The organism is Shewanella sp. S1-49-MNA-CIBAN-0167 (assembly GCF_040310145.1).
Taxonomy (GTDB): Bacteria; Pseudomonadota; Gammaproteobacteria; order Enterobacterales; family Shewanellaceae; genus Shewanella; species Shewanella psychromarinicola.
The window spans coordinates 19,910-45,814 of the sequence record NZ_JBEOPO010000025.1; the positions used below are offsets into that span (position 1 = coordinate 19,910).

Annotated in this window: 24 protein-coding genes; 12 read left to right on the plus strand and 12 right to left on the minus strand. The window is 40.9% G+C overall.

All coding sequences use genetic code 11. The features are described from left to right. Positions 1–26: 26 nt before the first annotated feature. The 4 genes from odhB to AAEZ00_RS12820 all read left to right on the plus strand — a co-directional run bounded on the left by odhB (position 27) and on the right by AAEZ00_RS12820 (position 4,598). Entirely contained in the window at positions 27–1,229 is a 1,203-nt protein-coding gene (gene odhB, locus AAEZ00_RS12805; protein WP_351074426.1) for a 2-oxoglutarate dehydrogenase complex dihydrolipoyllysine-residue succinyltransferase, read from the plus strand. Between the two features lie 75 nt (positions 1,230–1,304). Further along, the gene (sucC, locus tag AAEZ00_RS12810) at positions 1,305–2,471 is read left to right on the plus strand and encodes an ADP-forming succinate--CoA ligase subunit beta (protein WP_101030827.1); all 1,167 of its coding nucleotides are present in this window, start codon (positions 1,305–1,307) and stop codon (positions 2,469–2,471) included. Next, on the plus strand, positions 2,471–3,343 hold the full coding sequence (sucD, locus tag AAEZ00_RS12815; RefSeq protein ID WP_101030829.1) for a succinate--CoA ligase subunit alpha: 873 nt from the start codon (positions 2,471–2,473) through the stop codon (positions 3,341–3,343). Before sucC ends, sucD begins: the two co-directional genes overlap by 1 nt. A gap of 328 nt (positions 3,344–3,671) precedes the next feature. Continuing rightward, on the plus strand, positions 3,672–4,598 hold the full coding sequence (locus AAEZ00_RS12820) for an AEC family transporter (protein WP_351088709.1): 927 nt from the start codon (positions 3,672–3,674) through the stop codon (positions 4,596–4,598). An 81-nt stretch (positions 4,599–4,679) separates the two neighbouring features. On the opposite strand, the gene fur is transcribed toward AAEZ00_RS12820, so the two are convergent. Beyond that, complete coding sequence (fur, locus tag AAEZ00_RS12825; protein WP_101034645.1) at positions 4,680–5,111, minus strand: ferric iron uptake transcriptional regulator; 432 nt, start codon at positions 5,109–5,111, stop codon at positions 4,680–4,682. 360 nt (positions 5,112–5,471) lie between these two features. Here fur and cobB point away from each other — a divergent pair, with 360 nt between their 5' ends. Next, positions 5,472–6,194: a Sir2 family NAD+-dependent deacetylase gene (cobB, locus tag AAEZ00_RS12830; RefSeq protein WP_124013865.1), complete on the plus strand. Its 723-nt coding sequence runs from the start codon at positions 5,472–5,474 to the stop codon at positions 6,192–6,194. A gap of 31 nt (positions 6,195–6,225) precedes the next feature. Then, the gene (locus AAEZ00_RS12835; protein WP_351088731.1) at positions 6,226–6,672 is read left to right on the plus strand and encodes an AAA family ATPase; all 447 of its coding nucleotides are present in this window, start codon (positions 6,226–6,228) and stop codon (positions 6,670–6,672) included. Positions 6,673–6,861: 189 nt separating this feature from the next. Here AAEZ00_RS12835 and AAEZ00_RS12840 read toward each other — a convergent pair whose 3' ends face one another. After that, positions 6,862–7,041 carry a hypothetical protein gene (locus AAEZ00_RS12840; protein ID WP_351088710.1) on the minus strand — a complete coding sequence of 60 codons (180 nt, stop codon included), beginning with the start codon at positions 7,039–7,041 and terminating at the stop codon, positions 6,862–6,864. A 744-nt stretch (positions 7,042–7,785) separates the two neighbouring features. On the opposite strand from AAEZ00_RS12840, the gene AAEZ00_RS12845 reads away from it, so the two are divergent. Beyond that, positions 7,786–9,966 (plus strand): bifunctional metallophosphatase/5'-nucleotidase, encoded by a 2,181-nt coding sequence (locus tag AAEZ00_RS12845; RefSeq protein ID WP_351088711.1) that lies wholly within the window; start codon positions 7,786–7,788, stop codon positions 9,964–9,966. A gap of 213 nt (positions 9,967–10,179) precedes the next feature. Next, a complete protein-coding gene (locus tag AAEZ00_RS12850) occupies positions 10,180–11,409 on the plus strand; it encodes a YibE/F family protein (protein ID WP_351088712.1) in 1,230 nt (409 codons plus the stop codon). Between the two features lie 325 nt (positions 11,410–11,734). Here AAEZ00_RS12850 and ggt read toward each other — a convergent pair whose 3' ends face one another. Then, on the minus strand, positions 11,735–13,453 hold the full coding sequence (ggt, locus tag AAEZ00_RS12855; protein WP_502959328.1) for a gamma-glutamyltransferase: 1,719 nt from the start codon (positions 13,451–13,453) through the stop codon (positions 11,735–11,737). Positions 13,454–13,599: 146 nt separating this feature from the next. Here ggt and AAEZ00_RS12860 point away from each other — a divergent pair, with 146 nt between their 5' ends. Next, positions 13,600–14,775: a GNAT family N-acetyltransferase gene (locus AAEZ00_RS12860; RefSeq protein ID WP_351088713.1), complete on the plus strand. Its 1,176-nt coding sequence runs from the start codon at positions 13,600–13,602 to the stop codon at positions 14,773–14,775. Positions 14,776–14,798: 23 nt separating this feature from the next. On the opposite strand, the gene AAEZ00_RS12865 is transcribed toward AAEZ00_RS12860, so the two are convergent. The 3 genes from AAEZ00_RS12865 to AAEZ00_RS12875 all read right to left on the minus strand — a co-directional run bounded on the left by AAEZ00_RS12865 (position 14,799) and on the right by AAEZ00_RS12875 (position 17,791). Further along, a complete protein-coding gene (locus AAEZ00_RS12865) occupies positions 14,799–15,416 on the minus strand; it encodes a LysE family translocator (RefSeq protein ID WP_351088714.1) in 618 nt (205 codons plus the stop codon). A 103-nt stretch (positions 15,417–15,519) separates the two neighbouring features. Next, positions 15,520–16,560: a 4-hydroxyphenylpyruvate dioxygenase gene (gene hppD / locus AAEZ00_RS12870; RefSeq protein WP_351088715.1), complete on the minus strand. Its 1,041-nt coding sequence runs from the start codon at positions 16,558–16,560 to the stop codon at positions 15,520–15,522. Between the two features lie 70 nt (positions 16,561–16,630). Then, positions 16,631–17,791: a homogentisate 1,2-dioxygenase gene (locus AAEZ00_RS12875; RefSeq protein ID WP_351088716.1), complete on the minus strand. Its 1,161-nt coding sequence runs from the start codon at positions 17,789–17,791 to the stop codon at positions 16,631–16,633. Positions 17,792–18,022: 231 nt separating this feature from the next. Here AAEZ00_RS12875 and AAEZ00_RS12880 point away from each other — a divergent pair, with 231 nt between their 5' ends. Both AAEZ00_RS12880 and AAEZ00_RS12885 read left to right on the plus strand, forming a co-directional pair. After that, a complete protein-coding gene (locus AAEZ00_RS12880; protein WP_351088717.1) occupies positions 18,023–18,952 on the plus strand; it encodes a LysR family transcriptional regulator in 930 nt (309 codons plus the stop codon). Positions 18,953–19,126: 174 nt separating this feature from the next. Continuing rightward, positions 19,127–19,915, plus strand: a complete 789-nt coding sequence (locus AAEZ00_RS12885) for a TIGR00266 family protein (protein ID WP_502959329.1) — start codon at positions 19,127–19,129, stop codon at positions 19,913–19,915. Between the two features lie 199 nt (positions 19,916–20,114). Here the strand turns inward: AAEZ00_RS12885 and AAEZ00_RS12890 are convergent, their stop codons facing one another. Continuing rightward, positions 20,115–20,528 carry a YccF domain-containing protein gene (locus AAEZ00_RS12890; protein WP_101030855.1) on the minus strand — a complete coding sequence of 138 codons (414 nt, stop codon included), beginning with the start codon at positions 20,526–20,528 and terminating at the stop codon, positions 20,115–20,117. Positions 20,529–20,735: 207 nt separating this feature from the next. Here AAEZ00_RS12890 and AAEZ00_RS12895 point away from each other — a divergent pair, with 207 nt between their 5' ends. Next, positions 20,736–21,716: a 1-aminocyclopropane-1-carboxylate deaminase/D-cysteine desulfhydrase gene (locus tag AAEZ00_RS12895; RefSeq protein WP_351088719.1), complete on the plus strand. Its 981-nt coding sequence runs from the start codon at positions 20,736–20,738 to the stop codon at positions 21,714–21,716. Positions 21,717–21,971: 255 nt separating this feature from the next. Here AAEZ00_RS12895 and AAEZ00_RS12900 read toward each other — a convergent pair whose 3' ends face one another. The 5 genes from AAEZ00_RS12900 to AAEZ00_RS12920 form a co-directional block, all read right to left on the minus strand. Then, positions 21,972–22,145 carry a hypothetical protein gene (locus tag AAEZ00_RS12900; protein WP_164839471.1) on the minus strand — a complete coding sequence of 58 codons (174 nt, stop codon included), beginning with the start codon at positions 22,143–22,145 and terminating at the stop codon, positions 21,972–21,974. A gap of 891 nt (positions 22,146–23,036) precedes the next feature. After that, on the minus strand, positions 23,037–23,723 hold the full coding sequence (locus AAEZ00_RS12905; protein ID WP_351088720.1) for a ChrR family anti-sigma-E factor: 687 nt from the start codon (positions 23,721–23,723) through the stop codon (positions 23,037–23,039). Continuing rightward, the gene (locus AAEZ00_RS12910) at positions 23,716–24,378 is read right to left on the minus strand and encodes a sigma-70 family RNA polymerase sigma factor (protein WP_351088721.1); all 663 of its coding nucleotides are present in this window, start codon (positions 24,376–24,378) and stop codon (positions 23,716–23,718) included. Before AAEZ00_RS12910 ends, AAEZ00_RS12905 begins: the two co-directional genes overlap by 8 nt. Before the next feature lie 136 nt (positions 24,379–24,514). After that, positions 24,515–25,105 (minus strand): LON peptidase substrate-binding domain-containing protein, encoded by a 591-nt coding sequence (locus AAEZ00_RS12915; protein WP_101030863.1) that lies wholly within the window; start codon positions 25,103–25,105, stop codon positions 24,515–24,517. Positions 25,106–25,163: 58 nt separating this feature from the next. Further along, the gene (locus tag AAEZ00_RS12920; RefSeq protein WP_351088722.1) at positions 25,164–25,724 is read right to left on the minus strand and encodes a lipocalin family protein; all 561 of its coding nucleotides are present in this window, start codon (positions 25,722–25,724) and stop codon (positions 25,164–25,166) included. Between the last annotated feature and the right edge of the window lie 181 nt (positions 25,725–25,905).

Here is a 25,905-nt window from a genome sequence, read left to right on the forward strand (position 1 = left end):
GATAATTTATATAAGGGAAGTTTTCCATGAGTATCGAAATTAAGGTACCCGTATTACCAGAATCTGTTGCTGATGCAACTATTGCTACTTGGCATGTTAAACCTGGTGAGCAGGTGACTCGCGATCAAAACTTAGTCGATATCGAGACTGACAAAGTTGTGTTAGAAGTGGTTGCGCCAGAAGATGGTTCAATCTCTGAATTGTTATTTCAAGAAGGTGACACTGTTTTAGGTGAACAAGTGATTGCTAACTTTGTCGCTGGTGTGGTGTCAGGTCAAGAAGTGACTAAAGCTGAAGCATCAGCGCCTGTTGCCGCCGCAACTACCGCAACTGCTGCTGAGGAGTCTAATGATGCATTAAGCCCATCGGTTCGTCGTGTTATTGCTGAGCATAATCTTGATGCCAGTAAAATTAAAGGTTCTGGTGTGGGTGGACGTGTGACTAAGGACGATGTTGATGCATTCCTTAAGTCAGCACCGGCTAAAGCTGCGCCTGTTGCCCCGGTAGCACCGGTAGCACCACTAGAAGGTCGTAGTGAGAAGCGTGTTCCTATGTCACGTCTTCGCAAAACCATCGCGAAACGTCTTTTAGAAGCAAAAAATTCAACGGCAATGTTAACCACGTTTAACGAAGTTAACATGAAGCCAATCATGGATATTCGTAAACAGTACCAAGAAATCTTCGAAAAGCGCCATGGTATTCGTTTAGGCTTTATGTCTTTCTATATCAAAGCCGTAACTGAAGCATTAAAACGTTTCCCTGAAGTTAACGCGTCTATGGACGGTGATGACATTGTGTATCACAACTATTTTGATATCAGCATTGCAGTATCGACACCTCGTGGTCTGGTGACACCAGTATTACGTGATACCGATACCATGAACCTAGCTGAAATTGAGAAAGCGGTACGTGAGTTAGCGATTAAAGGCCGTGACGGTAAGTTGTCTGTTGCCGACATGACGGGCGGTAACTTCACAGTGACTAACGGTGGCGTTTTTGGTTCATTAATGTCGACGCCTATTTTGAACCTGCCACAAAGCGCAATCTTGGGCATGCATGCCATTAAAGATCGCCCAATGGCAGTCAATGGTCAGGTTGAAATCCTGCCTATGATGTACCTAGCACTCTCTTACGATCATCGTATTGTTGATGGCCGTGAGTCAGTTGGCTTCTTAGTCGCGATTAAAGACTTCTTAGAAGATCCAACTCGTCTGCTACTTGATCTATAAGTCAGTAGATAAACCCTCGTCGCTGGCTCATATTGAGCCAGTTGGATTTGATTTGAAGTATATGGATAGATCATCATGAATTTGCATGAGTATCAGGCAAAATCTTTATTTGCCGAATATGGTTTACCAGTCTCTGAAGGCTTTGCTTGTGATACTGCTCAAGAAGCAGTAGAAGCAGCAGGACACATTGGCGGAAATTTATGGGTTGTTAAGTGTCAAGTACACGCTGGCGGCCGTGGTAAAGCAGGTGGCGTTAAAGTTACCAGCAGTAAAGACGAAATCAGAGCATTCGCAGAAAACTGGTTAGGCAAGAACTTAGTTACTTACCAGACTGACGCTAAAGGTCAGCCAGTGGCTAAAATTCTCGTTGAAAGCTGCACTGACATTGCCAATGAATTGTACTTAGGTGCAGTTGTTGACCGAAGCAGCCGTCGCGTTGTGTTTATGGCGTCGACTGAAGGTGGTGTTGAAATTGAAAAAGTGGCTGAAGAAACGCCAGAACTTATTCATAAAGCTATCATTGATCCGCTAACCGGTCCTCAAGCTTATCAAGCTCGTGATCTTGGTTTCAAGTTAGGGTTAAACCCAACGCAAATGAAGCAGTTTACTAAGATCTTCATGGGTCTAGCAAACATGTTTAACGACTATGATTTCGCGTTATTAGAAATCAATCCACTTGTGATCACCTCTGAAGGTAACCTTCATTGTTTAGATGGCAAAATTGGTATCGACGGTAATGCATTATTCCGTCAACCAAAAGTCAAAGCAATGCACGATCCATCACAAGATGATGCACGTGAAGCGCACGCGGCTAAATTTGAATTAAACTATGTTGCTTTAGACGGTAACGTAGGTTGTATGGTTAACGGTGCCGGCCTAGCGATGGGTACAATGGACATCGTAAACTTACATGGCGGCAAGCCAGCTAACTTCTTAGACGTTGGCGGTGGAGCAACCAAAGAACGTGTTGCTGAAGCCTTTAAGATCATTCTTTCTGACAGCAATGTTAAAGCGGTATTAGTTAACATTTTCGGTGGTATCGTGCGTTGCGATATGATCGCTGAAGGTATTATCGGTGCGGTCAAAGAAGTTGGCGTTAAAGTGCCAGTGGTTGTTCGTCTTGAAGGTACTAACGCCCAATTAGGTCGTGAAGTATTAGCTAAGTCTGGTCTTGATATCATCGCGGCAACAAGTCTAACTGACGCGGCTGAGCAAGTTGTTAAAGCTGCGGAGGGCAAATAATGTCTGTTTTAATTAACAAAGATACCAAGGTGATCTGTCAAGGTTTCACTGGTGGTCAGGGTACTTTCCACTCTGAGCAAGCAATTGACTATGGCACACAAATGGTTGGCGGTGTTTCTCCTGGGAAAGGTGGTCAAACTCACCTAGGTCTTCCAGTATTTAATACTGTTAAAGATGCAGTCGCTCAAACAGGTGCAACGGCAACGGTTATCTATGTGCCGGCACCATTTTGTAAAGACGCTATCCTTGAAGCCATCGATGCTGGTATTGAGCTAATCGTTTGTATCACTGAAGGCATCCCTACACTTGATATGCTGCAAGTGAAAGTGAAGCTAGAAGAAACTGGCGTTCGCATGATCGGTCCTAACTGCCCAGGTGTTATCACTCCGGGTGAATGTAAGATTGGTATTATGCCTGGTCACATTCACAAGCCTGGTAAAGTCGGTATTGTTTCTCGCTCTGGTACATTAACGTACGAAGCGGTTAAGCAGACAACTGATGAAGGTTTCGGCCAATCGACTTGTGTCGGTATTGGTGGTGACCCTATTCCTGGTACTAACTTCATCGACGTATTGGAAATGTTCCAAAACGATCCACAGACAGAAGCGATTGTGATGATCGGTGAAATCGGTGGCACGGCTGAAGAAGAAGCGGCTGAATACATCAAAGCACACGTCACTAAGCCTGTTGTGTCTTACATTGCTGGTGTCACTGCACCAGAAGGTAAGCGTATGGGCCATGCTGGCGCAATAATCGCTGGCGGTAAAGGTACTGCTGCTGATAAGTTTGCGGCTTTAGAGGCTGCTGGTGTAACGACTGTTCGCTCTTTAGCTGACATCGGTAAAGCACTACGAACTAAAACAGGCTGGTAATATTTTATCTTCCTGAAAAAAGGCGCTTAGGCGCCTTTTTTGTTGCTTTTTTAACCTTGAATGATCGGTTATCTTGTTAATTCTATCTGGTTGTTAGCTGAATTTATAAGCATGCTTAATCTTAATTCTGGTTAAGAGATGGGATGAATGGCTAAAAGGCAGAATACCTCCACATATTCCAACTCAAACTTGCCATTTGTTTGCTAACAAGATGAATTTACCTGTTAATGGCTGCGTCAATAGCGAGTCTATTGCAACTCAATACAAGGAAGTTAGCTGCACAAAGAACTGTTTGATAACCGTTTATTATCCCGGGCTGAGGTTATTTATGACCATTGTTAGTATTATTTTTCCATTGATTTTTATGGTGGCTCTAGGTTATGTGTTAACGCGTGCGGGTTTTTTTAATAGAGAACACATTGCGGGGATTAGCAAATTCACTTTTTATGTCAGTATTCCGGCGTTTTTATTCATCAATATGCTGGCAGCACCGTTAGCACAAAGTATTGATCCATTTGCGTTGTTGGCTTTTTATTTACCCGTACTGTTGGTGTTTGCCATAGGCTATCGCATTAATCGCCACTTTAGCCCTGTAGCACTGCAAGGACGTGACGCCAGTGCGGTATTTGCATTAGGTGCCAGTTATTCCAATACTGTGTTGGTCGGCTTGCCGATTATTACCGCAGCATTAGGTGAAGCTATGATAGGGCAGGTATTTATGATCATTACTTTTCATAGCGCCACCTTGTTCGCGCTGACTTTTATCTTAGCTGCACGAGCACAATGCCAAGGATTTTCATGGCGACGATTCGCTCGTTCCATGGCACTGAATCCGGTGGTGATGAGTATTGGGCTAGGCATTCTAGCGAATGCCTTAAATCTTAACTTGGGGGAGCAGCTTAATGATGGCTTGGCATTATTAGCCAAACCTGCATTAGCATGTGCATTATTTGTTTTAGGCGCTAATTTAAGTTTCTATCGCATAGGTGAACATTGGCGCTTGGCGTTAATCGCAAGCAGTTTGAAAATTATTTTGTTGCCAGCGTTAGTGTATATAATGACGCATTTTGTGTTTCAGCTAGCGGTTCAGAACACCGCGATGTTGGTGTTATTGAGTGCCTCTCCGCTTGGCGTGAACGCTTATCTGATAGCTACAGAACTTAAGCAGCATGAATCAACCTTAGGTAGCACGGTGGTATTATCGACCTTGTTATCAGTGCTTAGTTTTAGTTTATGGCTAGCATTGTTGCTTTAACTTAATTTTGGAAGCTTATGATAAATGTTAACCAATAAAAAACCAGCAAATTTGCTGGTTTCTTTGCTGCCTATATATTGACTATTCGTCAGCGTGATCACATGTATCATTGGTGCAATGACCATATAGATACAAGCTATGGTGAGTCAGCTTGATATTATGACGCATGGCGATTTCGTCTTGACGACGTTCAATTACGTCGTCAGAAAACTCAATAACTTTATCACATGTTAAACATACCAAATGGTCATGGTGTTGTTGAGTTGACATTTCAAACACCGCTTTACCACTTTCAAAATGATGACGATTTAGAATGCCTGCATCATCGAACTGGTTTAATACTCTGTATACAGTAGCAAGGCCAATTTCCTCACCTATTTCGAGTAACTTTTTATATAAGTCTTCTGCACTGATGTGCTGATTTTCTGGTTCTTGCATCAGTTCTAGAATTTTAACTCGCGGCAGAGTTATTTTTAATCCGGCTTTTTTGAGCGCTTGATTTCCATCTGTCATTGCTAATCTCTTGATTGCAGAACCAATCGGTTCATCGGTGGATAATCTAATCATTATATGTCTTGAGTTTAAAAACATAAACCTCTTAAGGTGCTTTATCAACCTATATCGAGATTATTTAGTAAAACACCCACTTAAGTTGATTTTATTTGTTAAGGATCTCTCAATAAGCTTACTTATACTAAGGGATTATTGTGTCTATTTTGCTATCCGCTATTATTATGGCATCAACAAAATGAATTTTATGTGAATTTTTAGACCGTCGAATGACAACATTTTGTAACGTGAGAGCGTATTTTTGATATGGTTATTAAACGTTAATGACATTCTATGTTACACCATCACAATAAAGGACAAACAATGTACCGGCAAATTGTCGTGCTGACCGGCGCAGGTATTTCAGCTGAGTCGGGTATGAGCACATTTAGAGATCAACATGGCTTGTGGGAACAGCATCATATTGAAGATGTTGCCACCCCAGAAGGCTATGCCAGAGATATAGAGTTAGTCGAGCGGTTTTATAATACCCGTAGGCAGCAATTAAACAGTGGCGAGGTTGCGCCTAATGCTGCACATTTGGCATTAGTAAAACTTGAAGCAGAATTTACGGGTGAGCTGTTGGTGATCACCCAAAATGTTGATGATTTACATGAGCGAGCTGGGTCCAAACGATTACTGCATATGCACGGTGAATTAGCAAAAGGCCGTTGTCCACAATCATTACAAACATTTGTATTACGTGAGCCTTTTGGTGTGGACAACTGTTGCACTTGTTGTATTCCTGCTAAACGTTTACGGCCACATATTGTATGGTTTGGGGAAATGCCTTTTGGTATGGATAGAATTCACGATGCGTTAGACCACTGTGATTTATTTATTGCTATTGGCACCTCTGGTACGGTTTATCCGGCGGCAGGCTTTGTCGACAGTGCCAACCATCATGGTGCTCAAACCGCGGAAGTTAATCTAGATCCAGCAGATCGTCATAGCCAGTTTCAATATCACTTTACCGGTAAAGCGGGTGAGATTTTACCCCAGCTAGTTGAAGATATTTTAGCGGGTAAAGTGATTGGCAGTGAGTGACGTGTTGGTTGATTCGATTGCTGGAGATGCCATCCAAACCAAGTTAGTGATTATTATGCGGGGCCTACCAGGCAGTGGTAAGTCATATTGGGTTGAACAATTTATTGTTTCTCAAGGCGTTGAACAGGCGATTCATATCCATCAGTATGGCCTGTTCTCAACAGATAGCTATTTTTATCAGCAAGGGAAATATCGCTTTATTCCGCAAAAATTAGCGCAATATCATCAGGCTAATTTAACGGCATTTATTCAGGCGCTAGCGCGTAATGAGCCTATGGTTATTTGTGATAATACCAATATCGCGAAGTGGGAGTTTATGGCTTACGAGGCAGCAGCAAAAGCGTTAGGCTATCAAGTTAAAGTGGTATTGGTGGGAGAACCAGTTGACGAACAACATCAACAACTTTGTGCGCAACGAAACCAACATCAAGTGTCATTAGTGCATATTAAAAAAATGGCCAAATTGTTTGAACAATAGTGGTTTGAACGAGAGTTGTTTGAACGAGAGTTGTTGGGGCTAGGTTGTGAGGCCACAAAAATAAAAAGGCGCATAACGCGCTTTTTTATAGGTTTAAACAGACCGTTTTGCTACCGAGGCAGTGGTTAAATCAATCCTATAGATTGCAAAGCTGGCTAAAACGTCAGCGGTTTTCGGTCACTTCGCCATTTAGCCTTGTTGATTATTACTAACAAACTTGTCAGCAACATCGCTGTCTTGGGTTTCAAAACGAATGCCTAATGTAATAGTTGCATTGTCGATAGTGTTAAAATCCCAGTTATAATTAGCTGATGGGTCAACCATAGCATCATATCCGCCAATCGCATCTGATTGTGATTGCTTAGTCATATAATGTGATCATGCATTAAGTTTGGTATTTGGTAGTTCAAGCACTATGTGGTCAGAACGGGTACCAGAAAATCCTCCTAAAAAAAACGCACAGTGCTATTTGATGCCACGACAAATGATATTGTTGCTAAGTCACGTTCTTGTAAGACAGGTCACCTTGCTCTTTTTGTACCTATTAGCTTGTATCGCCTTCAACATAACGTCCTCCGGCCTTGAACTGCGCTCGTGTTATTTGAGCATTAGAGATAACTTGAGCTCTTGGGTCATCGTGTACCAAGGTTAAAAACCATTACATGCTTGCCACAACAACGCAAATAGGTTGGTTTAAGGACTCGATAGTGTTCTTGTGTTCGATTTCAACCGCGTCACGTAAGTTATCTTCAGCTTCAACGAAGGCTTATTTATTCGCATTGTCGCAGGTAGGATGTGCTTTAGTGCTTGATTTTTCATGAATCATGGTCAATTTTTCTTCAATTTGGCGTTTGACTAAGTCAATGCCTAATTCAAAATATTTACTGCTTTGTTTTTATCCGATATTCCAAAATGGATTGCAGAATTGTGATCCAGCCACGCCCATTAATTAGAGTGTTTGCACTATATCACGTTATATAATCGTGACGTTCTTATACTCGAACACTAGTCAGCTATGGCGAACAATACGTCAGACGGATAATTACAATAGGCTGACAAAGGGCAGAAGGGATTGTCTTCTGGGGTTAAATGACAAATTTAAGAGTAATGTATATGTTAAATAAGAAAGTATTAGCGGTAGTGATTTCTGCTGCACTTGGACTAACCGCTTGTAATGGTGATGACGAGATTGTTTACGTTGATAAACCGATAGATAGTGCTATTTCGTCTACGGTTGCTGAAGGTAAGACGTTATCAAATACACCCGATATCATCGTAAAAAGTGCAATTCAAGATGTTAATGAAGTGACGATTACCATCGCTGCGACATCCGATTTACACGGGCGTCTCTTTGGTTATGACTATGCTATCGATGGTGAAGACAAAGATGCAGGCCTAACTCGTATAGCCACTCTACTTAAAGAAGAAAAAGCCAAAACCAACAACATGATCTTGATTGATATCGGTGATACCGTTCAAGGTAACTCTGCACAGCTATTCAATGATCATCCAACCCATCCGGTTGTTTCAACACTTAACGCCTTAGATTATGATTTATGGGTTCCTGGCAACCACGAATTCAACTTTGAAAGAGAGTTTATTGATCGTAACCTTGCTCACTTCAACGGTGCCGTGGTATCAAGCAACATCAAGTGGGAAGAGAGCAGCACTAATTACATCCGCTCTTTTCAAGTATTTGAAGTCGACGGCGCTAAAGTGGCTATTGTAGGTCTAACACCTTCAAATATACCCAACTGGGAAGCTTCAGCTCCGGATCACTTCAAAGGTCTAAAGTTTGATGAAGAATTAGTATCAACCCAAGCGGCTGTTGATACATTAATAGCAAAGCATCACCCTGATGTTATTGTTGGTGCTTTCCATCTAGGCAGAACTTCTGGTGGCGGCACTGGCGTTTACAAAATTGCTGCTGCAATGGCAGATCAATTCGATGTTATTATCGCAGGCCACGAGCACGCAACCTATATTGAAAGCATCACTAAAAGTGAGGTTGGGGCCGATATTGTTACTCAAGATATTTCGGCAGAAGGAAAACACTCAGCGGAAGATAAAACCCTTGCGGGTGTTTATGATGAATCTAATCGCACAAACAGCGTTAAGATTATCGAACCCGGTAAATGGGGCTCTGCGTTAGCCAAAGCTGATATCAAACTTAAAAAGAACGCTGCTGGCAAGTGGGAGATGGTGGATACCACACTCGCGAATATTTCTACATATAATATTGAGCAAGATACCGATATAAGTGCTCAGTATCAATATGTCGATGATATGGCTAAAACTGACGCGCAGGAAGTGATTGGTAAAGTCGTCGGTGTGTTTACCCCTGGTGGCGGCGCTGATGAAGCGGTTCATGAGGATATCAATAACGAGGTAGGCAGACTCTATACCACTATCCATACAGCCAAAGTACAAGATACCCCGCTAATGGATTTCATCAACGCGATTCAGTTACAAGAATCAGGCGCTGATATTTCGGCAGCATCGCTATTCTCTGATGGTTCAAACCTTATTGACGATCAAGATTACGCTAAGAAAGATTCTACCCGTTTGTACAAGTACGATAACACTTTAATAGGTGTCAATATTACTGGTGAAAATCTAAAACGCTATATGGAATGGTCATACAGCTATTTCAACCCATACAAGGATGGTGACATTACGGTCTCATTCCGTAAGGGCGCGAAGTCATATAACTATGATCAGTTCGATGGCAAGATTAACTTCGTGGTCGATCTCACTGGCGATGTACTCACCATGGACGAGAATTATAAGGTCACCAATGAAGGTAGCCGCATTGATATTTCTGAAATCAATGGTGAGCCATTTGATCCTAATGCAACTTATAAATTAGCACTTAACAGTTACCGTTACGGTTCTCAAGTGAAGAAATATGGTTGGGTGTCTGACACTGGAGAAGATAAATTCTACGACTCTGTCAACGAAACTACTTACGCCATTCGTGACATGCTAACTGGATTCGTGCTAACCAATAAGGCGGTTAATGCTGGTGATTACATTAACAACAACTGGGAGTTTAAGCAGTACCAAGCCAATGGTGCCATTACACTCGCTCGTACTGATAAAGGCGCTGGTCAAGCACTTTGGACTCAGCTTGTGAACAAGGAGATCTGTGTCAAGATTGATCCAGAAAACCCTAAATATCCAGGGATTCTTCACTCAGTAAACTTCAACGATGCTTCTAGCTACTTTGCTAATCCTAACAAGGATAATGCAGATCAAGATAAAGTATATGAAGGTTGTGTAGAAGCTCCATAATCTAAAAATGCCATTTATAAAGGCCCGGCAACGGGTCTTTATCCGCTCTAGCTCCAAATAACATTCGTTTCAGAAGTTGCAGAAATATATTAACGTTTAGCAATAAGCTTTAAAGAACGCCCTTGTTAACAAAGCCTATTGCTAAATTTGAATGTAATTGAATTGATATTAACCATACTCACTTTATTGAGGCTTTTTAATGAAAGACTGCCTATGTTAAAAGACTACCGCTTTGCCATCCTAATCACCTTCATCTCAACTATGATATTTTATTTTTCCCCCAGCTTGAGTGAAAACTTTAAAGCAAAATCATCATTGCAACAGAGTTTTGTTGAAGCCAGAGTGACCGATGTTGTGAGCAACGAACTGGCACCCGATCTCAGGGTGCCTTCGATATTAACGGGTAAACAAGTCTTTAATGCGGAAATATTAGAAGGCCCAGAAACCGGTAAGATAGTCGAAATTCAAAATCCTCTTAGCCGCCAACACAACGTGCTGGTTGAGCAAGGTGATGTCTTTATCATGATGGTCCGTATTACCGGACGAGAGAAAGTCTACTGGGCTTACAACCACAAGCGCTCAACGGCCATCTATTGGATGGGATTTTCCTTTGTACTGCTACTACTCTCCTTTGGTAAAAAAGAGGGACTTCACTCAATCGTGTCACTTTACTTCACCGCGGCGCTTATTATAGGGGTGCTTATACCCAGCATCTTCGCAGGATTTAATCCGGTGCCTATCACCATTATTTTGATGGGTATCAAAATCGTGGTTAATTTTATCTTAGTTTCAGGATATAACCGCAAGAGTTTTTGCGCTATGGGTGGCACCTTGTTGGGGGTTATTGCAGCAGGCATCATGGCGCAAGTCTTCGGGGAATTTGCCCACCTGTCAGGTATATACCTAGATAAAGGCGAGGATGTTATCTATATATCCAATCAAGTACTGCAGGTGCGCTGGTTAATGTTCGTCGCCATTATGATATCGGCATTAGGTGCGGTTATGGACGTCGCCATCTCCATTGCCTCTGCTTACAACGAGCTTAGGATTACCGACCCAAAACTCTCACCAACTCAGTTGATGCGGGCCAGTATGAATATTGGTAGAGATATCATGGGCACCATGACGAATACGTTAATCTTGGCTTTTGCAGGCAGTTCTCTCACCACGATTATGATGGTTTGGGGTTTAGACATGCCTCTGACTCAGTTTATCAATACCCCGGTTATCGCATTGGCAATTATCCATGCGCTCGCGGGCAGCGTCGGTATTGTACTGACTATTCCACTCACCGCATGGTTAGCTAGGTATATGCTAAGCCCATCAAGTGTCATGCCAAAAGAGGCAGTCGCAACAGCCACTGATTCAACTGCAGCCGACGTCATCACTAACGCCATTAATCTTGAGCCATCCACGGCACTTAACCCTGCGAATAAAAACTAATGCTTACTGCATTGAAATGCTTGTGACTCATACCCGCAGATCTTTGGAGATTTCTTTATTGTCGAACTCGTTGTCATTATTCGATATATTTGTGTTTTAGTGATGGTTGATCATGGCGAGTGTATATATGGTCAGAATTAATAGGATTGTTAGAGTCATAAAATTATTATTAAGCTATTTATCTTGAGTCAAATTAATCCAACAAAGACCGAGTTGAGCTATAACTTATTTGTTCTGGTTATTTGTTCTGGTTATTTGTCATTAATGATAGCGGCTTTAGATTAATAAAAACCGCTATCATTTTTATAGGTAAATACTGAGCATTTTAGTAACCGATGGCGGCAGAACCTGAACGTCTTGGATCTGACGCCCCAAAAAGACCTTGTTCTGTCATCATTATTGATTGGGTACTGCCCATCGCATTTCCTACTTTGACTTTGTGACCTTTTGCTTCAAGTAATGAAATGGTATCGCGATTTAATGTATGTTCTACCCAAATAAAGTCGGGTAGCCATTGATGATGCATACGCGCAGCGGCTGTCGCTTCCGCAATATTCAATTTATGATCGATGACGTTCATGATCATTTGTAGGGTAATATTAATAATGCGCGAACCACCTGGGCTGCCGGTGACAATATATGGCTTACCATCTTTCATCACAATCGTTGGGCTCATTGAACTAAGAGGACGTTTATTGCCTTCTACTGCATTAGCTTCACCACCAATTAACCCATAACCATTAGGTGTACCAGGTTTAGCCGAAAAGTCATCCATTTCATTGTTTAATAACATACCCGTACCTTTAGCGACTAGGCCTGAGCCATAACTAAAGTTAAGGGTATAAGTATTAGCAACCGCATTGCCCCATTTATCGATAATCGAAAAGTGAGTGGTTTGATCGCTCTCATATGGAGCCAGTTTTCCGGGTTTAATTTCGCTGCTGGGTGTGGTTTTATTAATGGATATTTTACTGGCTATATTTTTAGCGTATTCAGGGCTTATCAATTGTTTCATGGGGACTGAGACAAAATCTGGGTCGCCTAAATACTCACTACGATCAGCATAGGCATATTTCATGGTTTCGGCCATAAGATGCAAAGTATCTGCGCTATTGTGGCCTAATTTATCAATGGGGAATTGCTCGAGTACTTTGAGCATTTCGATAATATGAATGCCGCCTGAAGAAGGTGGTGGCATAGAGACCACTTCATAACCACGGTAATGACCTCGTACAGGCTCACGTTCAACGACTTTATAGTTAGCAAGATCCGTAAGACTCATCATGCCGCCGGCATTGGTAACCGCAGTAACAATTTTTTCCGCGGTTTCGCCTTGATAAAATCCTTTACTGCCTTTTTCTGCGATTAACGATAATGAATGGGCTAATTCTGGTTGTTTAAAGATCTCATTGACTTGGTAATTACTGCCGTCAGCATGGTAGAAAATTTCTGCTGAACTTGGCCATTGGGTGATCCGTGACTTAAGGCCACTAAGAGAGTTTGATAAATCAGAGGTTACCGAAATACCGTCAATGGCTAACTTTATGGCAGGGGCAATAACCTGTTTCATGCTCATGGTGCCATATTGCGTTAACGCAAGTTCCATCCCCATCACAGTGCCAGGAACACCAACGGCTAAACCATGTTCACGACTGAGTTTATCGACGGCATTGCCTTGCTCATCAAGGAAGATATCTTTATAGGCTTTTGCCGGTGCGGTTTCACGGTAATCGATGGCAATGGTTTTATTTTGCTCCGCTATATGCACCAGCATAAAACCGCCACCACCAATATTACCCGCACGAGGTAATGTCACTGCAAGCGCGTATGCCACTGCCACAGCAGCATCAACGGCATTACCTCCTTGTTTCAAAATATCAACGCCAATTTGACTTGCTAATGCTTCTTGGCTTGAAACCATGCCATGCTTAGCATAGATTGGCTGAGCCGTTGCCATTTCACTAAAAATTGACGTTTCGTTTGCTTGGCTGTCAGCAATATGAAGCGCAGGATAACAAAGTGTCACTGTTAATGCGATGCTCAAAAAAAGCGGCGTTAATTTAGGGCGTCGAGTCACGATCAATCCTTGGTGTGTATTGAGAAGATACTGTGATAGAACATGCCACATGAGAGCAATAATTGGTATGAGTTTTTAGGCCTAGAGCATTATTAATAATAGGGACAGTGTGGGTGAAAAAAACACAAGCACGAGTTTATAAATATAAGTTTATTAACAATATTAGTGATATAGACAGTAAAGTATGGCATGACTTTTTTGGCGTGGAACATCCTTTTACACGTTATGAATATTTATCTGCACTCGAAATGAGCCGATGTGTTAGCGCCGAAACGGGCTGGACACCTATGCACCTTATAGTGATGGATGCGGATAATGTTGTGGCATTGATGCCGCTCTATCTTAAAACTCATTCTTGGGGCGAGTATGTGTTTGATTGGGCTTGGGCTGAAGCGTATGAGCGCCATAATATAGACTATTATCCAAAACTGGTGAGCAGCATTCCATTTACACCCACAACGGGTCAGCGTATAGGCTTCAATTCCGAGCTTTCAACCCTCGAGCAGCAACAGCTTATTGGCCATATTCAAACTTACTTGTCGCAAGCGGTAATTAAACACAATTGGTCATCTTGGCATTGTTTATTCACCACGCCCGTTCAACAGCAACAGTTGACACAAGCCGGGGTAATGGAACGGGTTGGTTGCCAGTTTCATTGGCACAACCAAGGTTACGTTGATTTTACGGACTTTCTTGGCACATTAACCTCTCGTAAACGTAAAAACATCCTCAAAGAGCGAACCTTAGCAAGACAACAGCTAGCGTTTCGCTTTGTTGATGGCGACAAGGCCACTAGTGAACAGTGGCAGGGTTTTGTTCGCTGTTATCAAAATACTTACTTAAAGCGTTCTGGTCACACAGGTTATTTATCGCTAGCTTTCTTTGAACAGATAGCGGCAACGATGGGAGCGTCAATACGGTTATTAATGATTGAAAATATTGAAGGACAATTAGTCGCATCGGCACTGTACTTTGTTTCGGGTACGCATTTATTTGGCCGCTATTGGGGAGCATTAACAGAATGTGATGGGGTGCATTTTGAAGCCTGTTACTACCAAGGAATAGAGTACGCCATCGCCAACAAATTAGCGGTATTTGATGCAGGTGCCCAAGGTGAACATAAGGTGGCTCGAGGATTTTTCCCGGTCAAAACCACCTCAAGCCATTTTATTGCCCATGAAGGCTTTAATGAGGCAATTGGCCATTTTTGTGAGCAAGAGCAATCACACATTGATATTTATATGCAACAAATGTGCGAACAACTGCCGTATAAGACTAATGATAAATGATAAATGGAGTCGTTCAGTATGGGTTAGCCTAGTGCTAACCAGATCCCAACAAGTACCATTAAGCTTCCCGCGATACGGTTCATTAAGCGAATGTTATCTCCCCGGCTTAGAAATAGTCGTAAGCTTTTACCGCCACTAGCATAAGCTAGCATAGAGACGCTTTCGGTTATCATAATAATACCGAGTAATACCGCCAGTTGTGGTCCTACGGCATTATCGACATTGATAAATGGCGGTAATAACGAAATCATAAACGCCCAACCTTTGGGGTTGGCAATCGCGGTAATAAATCCTTGGCTGATTAAACTGATGCGACTGGCTTTCACTTCAAGGCCAGTGATGATGGCCATTTTGCCTTTAGCGCGCCACATATTAATGCCAATGTAGCCAAGGTAAGCGCCACCCACCCATTTAAGAATATCGAACACCTGTGGGTAATTTAGCATGATGCTAGCAACCCCAAGTACTGCTGCAATGGCGACCAACGCCACGCCCACTAATTCACCTAACATCATCCATAAGGTTCTGCGTACACCAATACTCATGCCGAGTGTCATGGCTAACGTCATGCACATACCCGGAGTGATAGACACAAAAAAGAACGTTGGAATAAACACAACGAGTACGGCGTAATCTGGCATTAGAAAGGTCTTTGATTAGAATGTAGATGGCAGAGTGTAAAGGCCTAAAATGATAAAAACCAGCATTTTGCTGGTTTTTATGTTTCACTTCGTGTCTATAAAATTACAGCACGCCGCGCTTGATTTGATCGCGTTCAATGGATTCAAATAACGCTTTAAAATTACCTTCACCAAAGCCGAGGTTATTTTTACGCTGAATGATTTCAATGAAGATTGGCCCAAATAAGTTTTTGGTGAAAATTTGTAATAAATACCCATCTTCATCACCATCAACCAAAATCTGATGGTGCTTGATACGATCGTGATCTTCTGTCACCTGTGGCAACTTCTCAAAAATGGTGTCGTAATATTCAGGAATAATATCCAGTGTTTGGATTGAGGTATCTTCCATTGCATCTAATGAGGCGACAATATCACGACTTCTGAACGCCAGATGTTGAACGCCAGGGCCATTGTATTCACCCAAATATTCATCAATTTGATTTTTGTTATTGCCTTTACCTTCGTTAATTGGAATGCAGAAGCTGCCATCTGGAGAACGAAGCGCATAAGACACAAGCGATGTTTGCGCACCACTAATATCAAAATAACGTACCTCGGTAAAACCAAAAATATCTTTATAAAAGTTAGCCCACTTTTCCATGGTGCCTTTGTAGACATTGTTGGTCAAATGGTCGACCTCCATAAAGCCTTTCTCAGGCGTGATGACAGGTTGCTCTAAATCGACAAAGTCAGTTTGATAAATATTGTTTTGTTCACCAAAGGTGTCGATAAAGTAAATTAAGCTGTCACCAATACCGTAAATGGCCGAGTATGGCATGTCTTTATTGGCATCATCTGCGGGTTTTGCACCACGAGCTACCGCTTCTGTAAAGGCAAAGTTAGCATCTTCAACGCGCCAACCCATGGAACAAATTGCCGGACCATGAGATTTTGCAAATTGAGCAGAAAAGCCTGCACGGCCTTTATTCAATAAAAAGTTAATGTCGTTTTGTTTATAGTAAACAATGTCATTATCTTTGGCTTTTTTTAGCATTGAAAAACCAAAATCAATAAATACTTGGTGCATATATTCAGTATCTGGACTGGCAAATTCGGTGAATTCAATGCCTAACAGGCCCAGTGGGTTTAGTTCGCTTGCCATTTTGTCTTCCTCTATTTTATGTCAACACGTCATCACTCTTAGGTGACTTGGGGTAGAGATAAATGTGATCTTAGTTTTCTAACCAAGAGCGGTTGTAATCATCACTCATGCAATTTTTAACATGAGAGGTTAAATTTAGTGGGGCGAAGGTATCGACCATCACCGCATATTCGTAGGTGTCTTTTTTGCCGATAGAGGCTTCTGTGCGACCAGGTTGAGGCCCATGTGGCACCCCTTTTTGGTGTAAGGTCATGTAACCCGCTTCAATACCGGTGCGGCTCATAAAATCGCCGTCGACGTAATACAAGACTTCATCGCTGTCGATGTTGTTATGGTAATAAGGTGCAGGAATCGATTTAGGGTGAAAGTCATAAGGACGTGGCACAAAATTACAAATAACAAAGTTATGTGCGCTGAAGACTAAATGTTCTGACGGAGGCAAATGAATTTTACCTACTTTAGGGGCATATTCGCTAATGTTGAATGCCCATGGATACACACACCCATCCCAGCCGACTAAGTCAAATGGATGCCATTGCAGTGTCATTTCTTGGTAGCGCTCACCGAATTTACACATTAACGGAAACTCACCTTTTTCAACCACTGCATCAGTCAAGGTTGGCGTACGAATGTCTCGTTCACAATAAGGAGCAGACTCCAACATTTGGCCATATTCGTTTCTAAAATGCTTTGGCACTTCCACCATGGACGATGATTCGATAACAAATAAACGCACATTTTGATAATTGTTAAATTTCAGCTGGTAAGTTGTCCCGCGAGGAATAATTAGGTAATCCCATTTTTGGGTGTTAATCACCCCATATTCACTGAGTAGTTGTCCTTCACCCTCGTGAATAAACACCACTTCGTCAGCATAGGCATTGCGATAAAACGCATTGGTGTCTTCAGTGACTTTAGCGGTATACATCGCCACGTCATTATTGAAAAAGATTTTATTACGGGCGCTGAAAAAGTTGCCTTGGCAGTCGGCTTGGCGCGAGTCTATTTTGTAATTTTGGATCAGTGGGTCTTGCCATTGTTCACCATGAGTTAACGAGTAAGGTTGAACGTCTATCGCTTTGGTTGGCATATTGTGATGGTATTTATTCGAATAAATATTCGAAAAGCCATGAGTCGAAAATAATTCTTCACGATACAGCTCACCGTTGTCTTTTTCGAAGGCAATATGGCGTTTGGTCGGGATCTGACCTTGCTTAACATAGAATGGCATGTGGTTGTCCTATGGTGGATCTACTGTAAGTGTCGTGATGTTTGTAATACGATTGGTATTGATTGTTGTTATGGCCTAATCGCATTGGGTAAATCAATTTGTGATCTAACTAACAATTTAGTGGTAAAGATCAACAAAAAAAAGAATAATAAAAAGCTTAACTCAATCTATTTATTAGATTGTTATGTTAACTTTACATTAGTGTACGAATAACGAGACAGTGGAAATCTTATGCGAATAGATATTGATGCCTTTAATGTACTGCAAGTGCTTGTTGAAGAAGGTAGTTTTTCGAAAGCTTCTGAGCGATTACATAAAGCGCAATCGGCGGTGAGCTATCAAGTTAAAAAATTAGAGCAACATCTTGGGGTCACATTATTTAACCGCGATAATTATCGCGCCGAATTAACCCCCGAAGGCAAGGTTATTCTGGCTGAAGGGCAACGATTACTGCAGCATTTAGCCAATATTGAACATCTGGCCAGTCGTTTTAGTCAGGGGTGGGAGCCTAAGCTTGAGTTAGTGATAGACGGTGCTTTACCGATGGAACCGATCATGACCGCGCTTAAGCGCATGTCAGAACACAATATACCCACTAAAGTGCAGCTTAATATGGAGTTTTTAGGCGGCGTACAGTATCGTTTTGAGCGCGACCAAGCAGACTTAATGTTGGTCAAGGATTATCGTACTGGCCCCTCGTATCATCCTAAACCGTTACCTGCGATTACCAGCGTGCTAGTGGCGTCATCACAACATCCATTAAGTCAGTTAAAAGGCATTAGTTTGCCCGAGTTACAACAACATGTTGAGTTAACCATTGAAGATTCATCTCCTGGTAAACGTGACCGCGATGAAATGCAGTTTGGCGGCGATAAAGTCTTTTATTTGTCAGGTTTTATCATGAAAAAAAATGCCTTACTAAAAGGTCTGGGTTTTGGTTGGATGCCGGATTTTTTAATTGCTGAAGAATTACATCAAGGGCAACTGATCGAGATTGATTTTATTGGTGGTAACCGCTTTAGTTTTACACCGCAATTAGTGTCCACACTTGAACGTCCGCTGGGGCGAGCAGGGCAACTATTTACCGAGCTTATTCTGCAAGAATTTGCTCGATATCAACAGCGACAACAATCAGGGTTAAGTGGAGCCGGATTAGGGTAAACATTGGCATAATTCTATTAACTAACATAGAGATAATACAAAGTGGATCCAGTATGTTGATATATTGTTATGTTAAATCGCTGATCATTTTGTTACCTTAAATAATACGTATCGAGCAATGCCTTATCGATGTTGGGCGATTGCAAACATTAAATAAATTTTTAGGGAATGAAAATAAGCATGAAAAGTCATGAAGTAGATTATGAAATTATTGGTTCTAGCATGCAGCTGGTTGAAGTTGAATTAGACCCAAATGAGTCTGTGATTGCTGAAGCGGGTGCCATGACCTATGTCGAAGAAGATATTGGTTTTGAAGCCAAGATGGGTGATGGCTCTGAGCCAGAATCTGGGTTTTTTGGTAAATTACTTGGTGCGGGGAAACGGGTCATTTCCGGTGAAGGTATTTTTATGACCCACTTTACCAATGAAGGCCAGCAGAAACGTAAAGTGGCTTTTGCGGCGCCGTTTCCGGGCACCATTTTGGCGATAGACTTAGCTCAACATCAAGGCGAGCTTATCTGTCAAAAGGACAGTTTTTTAGCGGCAGCCTTAGGCACGCAAGTGAGCATGAAATTTAATAAGCGCTTAGGAACCGGTTTTTTTGGTGGTGAAGGATTTATCCTACAAAGCCTTAAAGGTGATGGCATGGCGTTTGTGCATGCGGGTGGGACACTGATAAAAAAAGAATTGTATGGTGAGACCTTGCGGGTCGATACGGGTTGTTTAGTTGGATTTACTCCCAGGATTGATTATGACATTCAGCGTGCGGGCTCTTTAAAGTCGATGGTGTTTGGCGGTGAAGGCTTGTTTCTTGCCACTTTAAAAGGTCATGGGACTGTGTGGTTACAAAGCTTACCGTTTTCTCGTATGGCTGACAGAATTATTGCTCATGCGCCTTCAAATGGCGGTAAAGATCAAGGTGAAGGTTCAGTACTCGGTGGAATAGGGCGGATGATTAACTAATCGGGATATTAGCATTGAGTGCTCAGACGATTATAAGTCATCGCGCCGATTTAGTCTGAGCTGTCCTTAAAGGGATTGAATAATTTTTGTGTGCCCAAAATGCGTCAATGGCAATTAAAGGTTGTCGATGCTATTAGGCAAATAAAAACCGATAGCATTAGGCTATCGGTAATTAAGAATAGCGGCTGTTCACATGTCATTAATAAGTGGGTTTAGCGATAATAGTTTGCCCGATAGGGGTTAAACTTAACAAGGCCAACTTAATGTGTTGTATCGCAAAAGGGATCCCAATAATGGTGATAAAACAGGCTAATGCATGCACTAAATGACCAATAGCGAGCCAAATCCCAAAACATAAAAACCATAGCACATTACCCACTAAGCCTAGTGTGCCAGTACCAATATCTTCTTGGCCAGAAATGTGTTTGCGGTTAACAGTTTCTTGTCCAAATGGCCAAAAAGCTAATTCGCCAATAACAAAACAGGCTCTGCCAAAAGGGATGCCAATGATACTGATAAAGCACAGTACCCCCACAAGCCACCAAGCAAGGCCCATCACAAAACCACCCATTAAAAACCAAGCAATATTAAAGATTAAGCGTAAAAGTGACATTTTCATTCCTATCAAGAGTCAATATTAATTACTATATAGCGATAACTAGCGATAATCATGCCATTATTATAAGCTTATGATTCTAATTGTTTAAATGTTATTTTCGACATTGAGTGTCTGTTAGGCCTGACAATTAATACAAATGAATCGATGAGAATTATCATTTTTTAGTTAAAATACCCATATTACAGTTGATTGAGATAAGACATGTTTTCGATAAGCCCAGTAGAGTCGATGAACTTTGACGGCCACACCCTCTACATTAAGCGGGATGATTTACTGCATACTGATTTCAGTGGCAATAAAGCACGTAAGTTTTATCATTTTTTGCATCATGATTATTCATATGTGACCCGCCTAGTCGGGGCCGGTTCTGCACAAGCTAACTCTTTGTATTCATTATCTGTGCTGGCTAAGCAGCAGGGCTGGCAATTTGACTATTACGTTAGCCATATCAGCAATTTTTTACTACAACACCCCCAAGGCAATTACGCTGCCGCGATTCAAAATGGGGCTAATATTATTAATGTTGCTGAGTTGCCATATGCCGATAACATAGCCGGCATGCATTTAGATGATGTTGTGCAATACATTCTGTTATCAACCCCGACTTACGCCGATAAACAACATCTACTGTGTATTCCTGAAGGTGGGCGCTGTGAATACGCAGAAACGGGTATTGCGCAGCTTGCTAGTGAAATTATTGAGTGGGCTCAGATTAGACAACAAATTAAGTTCATGGTTTTTTTACCTTCTGGTACCGGCACCACGGCAGCTTATTTAAATAAGCAACTAATACAACAGCTCGCTCAACTGCAATTAACACCAGTACTTACTATTGAGGTATTAACCTGCAGCACGGTTGGCGGTGATGATTACTTACGCCAGCAATTTTCACAATTAATTGATGAAGTTTATTATCCTCACATTGTTAGTGATGGGCATAAATATCATTTTGGAAAATTATCGCGGCGTTGTTTTGATATGTGGCAAACCGTATGTCAGTCTGGAATTGAATTTGAGTTGTTGTATGACCCTGTCGGATTTTTAGTATTACAACATTATTTGAAGACTAATACGTTGACTAATACTGATATTTTATATGTACATCAAGGTGGGATATTAGGAAATAAAACGATGTTGCCAAGGTATCTACGAAAGTTTTCAAATTCGATTAACGCTTCATGACAACGAAAACGTAGTCACGCTCACATTTTCGTCAGATTTACGACGATTAAGAAAATTAACTCATTGATAAAATGGGTTTTGTGTGAGTTTCGTTAGGTTTTTTGTTCTTATTCGACTGAGGTTTGAACTGGAGTAGTCGTAAAGGAGTAATTCATTTTGCTCTGTTTTAATAAACATCGGTAATTGAGAGGAGAATACCGAGAAATGAGTTTATTAAATACCAGAGCAAATGATTAACGCTTAGCGTTAGGGGGATTACTTATTTGCAGAGATTAACCATTTCATGAAGTTCATTGCTTCAATGCGCTTTGAAAAGGTCTTTTTGTTTTTACCTAAGCTGTCGGTAAAAGCAATTGAGTTTTTGTTTGACGAAATAGAATTAACCGGGAAGCTAACTGAGATTTCGTGTCCATTCATGTTGTATGACATTGGTCACACTCCTTTTTATATATTCACCATTAGGTGAGACAATTGTTCAATAAAATATCCTTGGCATTTTTTAGTGTTGCGAAAGATTAATGTTTCGAGATTTAACTTACCCTATCTTTTACTCACTAATCAAGTGTTGTTATGTCAATAGTTGATTAAGGTCTACTTTGTGTCAGCAACATTGATGTTGTGACATAACCTTAAGGCACTTGATACAAATGGCACTTAATTTTGTAAGTTGAACATAGTTTTATGACAGCAAGATTACGTGGATAGAAATTATCGTATCAACATAGATCAATTGAAAATCAAAAACGATGAACATAAGCTTGTCTTGGGTTTATTTACGAAGTGAAGTTGAGCAGACTTACAGGTAGGTAACCAAAATTAACAAGAAAACTAAATCTGCATGGATAATATACCGAGTGTTTGCATATGGCAATAGTCTTTTTCAAATTTTAATCAAATTAAAGCTCATTTCGATTAAAAAATAAGCAATGGGCCAGCTGAGCGGTTGTTTATACTTAAAATAGCCTGTGATGCGGGCATTTTGTAAAAATAGATGATGAGCATGCTCACTACTTATGCTCTACCTTACGGTGTTAACAACGTAAGCCCAGCTATGCACTAATCATGTTTAAACCACCCTAGCTTAACTTTGTTTACTGAAACAAATTAAGCTAAGGAACTTCAAAACGGGATAATAAACGTTTATTAAACAGCACCTACGACTCTAACTGCGTAGCATTGGCCCAGAACTTCAGCAATTGATGATTCAATATACCTTGCTAGCAAAACAAAGGCTAAGTTCACTGTTAATAACCTGAAGATAGACTGAATTTATCCGTTTATCCCATTTGATATTACGATTTTAAATTAATAAACCAATGATTAATAAAGTAAATCGCCAATTGGATTTAATAACTTACTTATGCCTTTAGTAAAATATAAAGGGGCATCAACAATGGTATAACACAAACAGCCTTCAAGTGTTTTAGGAGAATGTTGATGTTCTTTGTCGAGCAACATAAAATCACCAGGTTTATAAGTGTTGTAACAGTCGCTGAACTCTCCTGCGAGTAGTAAGGTCAGTTCTGCACCTTTATGAGTATGCTCAGGGATCTCACCATTAGCAGCGATGTGTAACAAGCTTGCTCTTGCTTGCGGCTCACCGGTATCGAGTCGTAAACGACTGACTTTGCCAATACCTTGCCAAGAAGCGTTAATTTTTTTACGAAAAACTCTTGGCAGTGGGTAATGATGACCTTTAATGCTGACACTGTTATTTTCAATGCTATTGTCGGTATTAGGTTGCGCAGCTTCTAAGGTATCTAAGGTTGAATTCAAAAACTGGGCAAGCAATGCATCTAGCTGATTATTATCAGTGCTATCAACCGATTGAGGTGCCGCAGTTGTATTAAATTGCTGGTCAGACAAGGTAATCGTCATTTGATCGAGTTGCTGTTGGCAATGTTGGCAAAATTCGGCGTGAGCAGAGATTGCCATCGACATAGACAGTGGAAGTTCGCCTTTAGCATGGAGAGACAGTAAATGTGGGTCTGGGTGGTAATTAATCATAGTGTTTCTCCATAAAACTTTTTAATTTTTCCAATCCTAGTCGAAGCCGAGATTTAACGGTGCCGATTGGAATATTAAGTTTGTCTGCTAACTCTTGCTGAGTAAGCTCTTGCATATAGATGCCTTGGACTACTTGACGCTGCAGAGGAGGTAATTCTTCCACGTGCTGTAATAATGTTGCCGATAACAAAAAATCTTCATCATTATGTTCAGCGTCATCGGATTCAAATAAAGGCCAAATATCATCACCGAATGAATCTTCACGGTTATGTTGTACTTTACGAAGCATATCAAAACATTGATTGCGCATAATGGTAAACACCCAAGTACTTACCGCTGCTTTATCAACGTTGTAAAGATGAGCTTTGGTCCACACTCTAGTCATGGTTTCTTGTACTAAGTCCATGGCTAAGCCTTGTGTGCTTAAACGTTGAACCCCAAAAGAATTAATTTTTGGGGAAAAATGTGAAAAAAGCTTAGCAAAAGAGGTTTTGCATCGATTGTTAGCTACTTTCATCATTAATGCAGCGAGTTCATCTGCTATTGGATTGGGTTCGTCTTTTTTCATAGCACCATTTCGATTAATTAAGGGTCTTTGTACAAGAGACCTCTTATCATAACCAATTTGTACGCTTTGTGATTGAACATTTTCCATTATTTTCACTCGCATCCAATAAATAAGTCATTAAGCTTAAGCATTTACTTTATCTATGCCTTAGCTCGTTCAAACTGAACAAACCATAATTCAAAAATTATACGCTGCGTAGTAGAGTTCAGATCACTCGTTGAGATTATTTTATAATATCGAGTAGGAATGATTTAGCTAATCTATGGTCATGACTATTAATACACTGATATTTTTCTTTTGAACTCAGAGGGATAATTTCAAGCCAACGTTGACATACCCAAGCGATATCATTAAATTTTTCTTCCGAATAATGAGCAAGATGCTGAGGATATTCCTGCAAAATCTGCTTCAAAGTACTACTGAGCAGCTTATCTTTTTTACGATCTATCTGATGAATGTGTGGTTGTGCATTTTGTTGTTCAATAATATCGCTCGGCCAAGAATCAATTAAGCTCACATCTGCTCGCTTTAAACCGTCATCATCAACGCTGATTTGGTTAATTGTAAATGTTTTTTGCCCTTGAATACTGATACCCAGTAAGCCGTCTTCAAGCATTTCGAAGTCGATTATCTTGGTCAATGTACCGATAGGTAAGATGGATTTGTTATCATCAGCCAACATGCATAAGCCAAAACCTAAACCACTTTTAAGGGATTCGGAGACTAAGCGTTTATATCTCGGTTCAAAAATGCGCAATTGGGTATACCCCTGCGGTAATAAGCAAATAGTTAATGGGAAAATAGGGATTATCATAGCTGCCTCCATATGAAACTTAGTCGGTAATTTGATCTGTCATACGCTTCTATATGGGTTAACGATCATCTTTCTCTGGGGTATGATCAACCCAAATCAGATTATTGGGATCAATCGTTAAAGCGGATAACTTCATCATAAAGCGTTGTTTAATAATGGCATCAATGCTGGGTGTTCTTGATAAAATCCACGCATACTTGTCATTAGGGCCAATGACGAGGGCATCTGTGTAACGACCATTTTGGGCTTGAACGATGTCGTGGATTTGGTATGCACCATAGAATGGTCCGAAAAAAGAGACTGTTAGCAATCCTTGATTAGCGCCATTAATGAAATATGCTTTGCCTGTTGCCTGATCCCAGCGTTGCTTATCTTGTTTATATCCTCGATTAATAACCACAAGCTTGTCACCTTGCGGGTTATACTGCGCGGTCACATTTGACATGTTGCGCTCAAATGAGTGATCAAGGCGGGCAATTTCATACCAAGTTCCTATGTATTGCTCAATTTCAAAAGGTTTGACGACATCAACTGGTTTGTCAATCAGTGTACATGCTGATAAACCCAGTAAAGAAATACTGATGCTAAAAGTGCTTATTATTTTGGAAAATAATGTCATGTTGAAGCCTTAACTGAATGGTTAATACAATGGGAATTTATTGACCCAGAAAATAGAGTACGTATTGAGGTTGGTTATTGATCTTGTTTAATAAATTTTTTCATTTTCGGTCACATAAATCTAGGTCTAACAACGATTATTGGTATTTTTTAAGTATAATTATTATTAATATTTGAAGTTG

What these genes read in the sequence shown, in the direction of transcription:
- odhB (WP_351074426.1), top strand. Translation starts at nt 27, where the DNA reads ATGAGTATCGAAATTAAGGTACCCGTATTACCAGAATCTGTTGCTGAT.
- sucC (WP_101030827.1), top strand. Translation starts at nt 1,305, where the DNA reads ATGAATTTGCATGAGTATCAGGCAAAATCTTTATTTGCCGAATATGGT.
- sucD (WP_101030829.1), top strand. Translation starts at nt 2,471, where the DNA reads ATGTCTGTTTTAATTAACAAAGATACCAAGGTGATCTGTCAAGGTTTC.
- AAEZ00_RS12820 (WP_351088709.1), top strand. Translation starts at nt 3,672, where the DNA reads ATGACCATTGTTAGTATTATTTTTCCATTGATTTTTATGGTGGCTCTA.
- fur (WP_101034645.1), bottom strand. Translation starts at nt 5,111, where the DNA reads ATGACAGATGGAAATCAAGCGCTCAAAAAAGCCGGATTAAAAATAACT.
- cobB (WP_124013865.1), top strand. Translation starts at nt 5,472, where the DNA reads ATGTACCGGCAAATTGTCGTGCTGACCGGCGCAGGTATTTCAGCTGAG.
- AAEZ00_RS12840 (WP_351088710.1), bottom strand. Translation starts at nt 7,041, where the DNA reads ATGACTAAGCAATCACAATCAGATGCGATTGGCGGATATGATGCTATG.
- AAEZ00_RS12845 (WP_351088711.1), top strand. Translation starts at nt 7,786, where the DNA reads ATGTTAAATAAGAAAGTATTAGCGGTAGTGATTTCTGCTGCACTTGGA.
- AAEZ00_RS12850 (WP_351088712.1), top strand. Translation starts at nt 10,180, where the DNA reads ATGTTAAAAGACTACCGCTTTGCCATCCTAATCACCTTCATCTCAACT.
- AAEZ00_RS12865 (WP_351088714.1), bottom strand. Translation starts at nt 15,416, where the DNA reads ATGCCAGATTACGCCGTACTCGTTGTGTTTATTCCAACGTTCTTTTTT.
- hppD (WP_351088715.1), bottom strand. Translation starts at nt 16,560, where the DNA reads ATGGCAAGCGAACTAAACCCACTGGGCCTGTTAGGCATTGAATTCACC.
- AAEZ00_RS12875 (WP_351088716.1), bottom strand. Translation starts at nt 17,791, where the DNA reads ATGCCATTCTATGTTAAGCAAGGTCAGATCCCGACCAAACGCCATATT.
- AAEZ00_RS12880 (WP_351088717.1), top strand. Translation starts at nt 18,023, where the DNA reads ATGCGAATAGATATTGATGCCTTTAATGTACTGCAAGTGCTTGTTGAA.
- AAEZ00_RS12890 (WP_101030855.1), bottom strand. Translation starts at nt 20,528, where the DNA reads ATGTCACTTTTACGCTTAATCTTTAATATTGCTTGGTTTTTAATGGGT.
- AAEZ00_RS12895 (WP_351088719.1), top strand. Translation starts at nt 20,736, where the DNA reads ATGTTTTCGATAAGCCCAGTAGAGTCGATGAACTTTGACGGCCACACC.
- AAEZ00_RS12900 (WP_164839471.1), bottom strand. Translation starts at nt 22,145, where the DNA reads ATGTCATACAACATGAATGGACACGAAATCTCAGTTAGCTTCCCGGTT.
- AAEZ00_RS12905 (WP_351088720.1), bottom strand. Translation starts at nt 23,723, where the DNA reads ATGATTAATTACCACCCAGACCCACATTTACTGTCTCTCCATGCTAAA.
- AAEZ00_RS12910 (WP_351088721.1), bottom strand. Translation starts at nt 24,378, where the DNA reads ATGGAAAATGTTCAATCACAAAGCGTACAAATTGGTTATGATAAGAGG.
- AAEZ00_RS12915 (WP_101030863.1), bottom strand. Translation starts at nt 25,105, where the DNA reads ATGATAATCCCTATTTTCCCATTAACTATTTGCTTATTACCGCAGGGG.
- AAEZ00_RS12920 (WP_351088722.1), bottom strand. Translation starts at nt 25,724, where the DNA reads ATGACATTATTTTCCAAAATAATAAGCACTTTTAGCATCAGTATTTCT.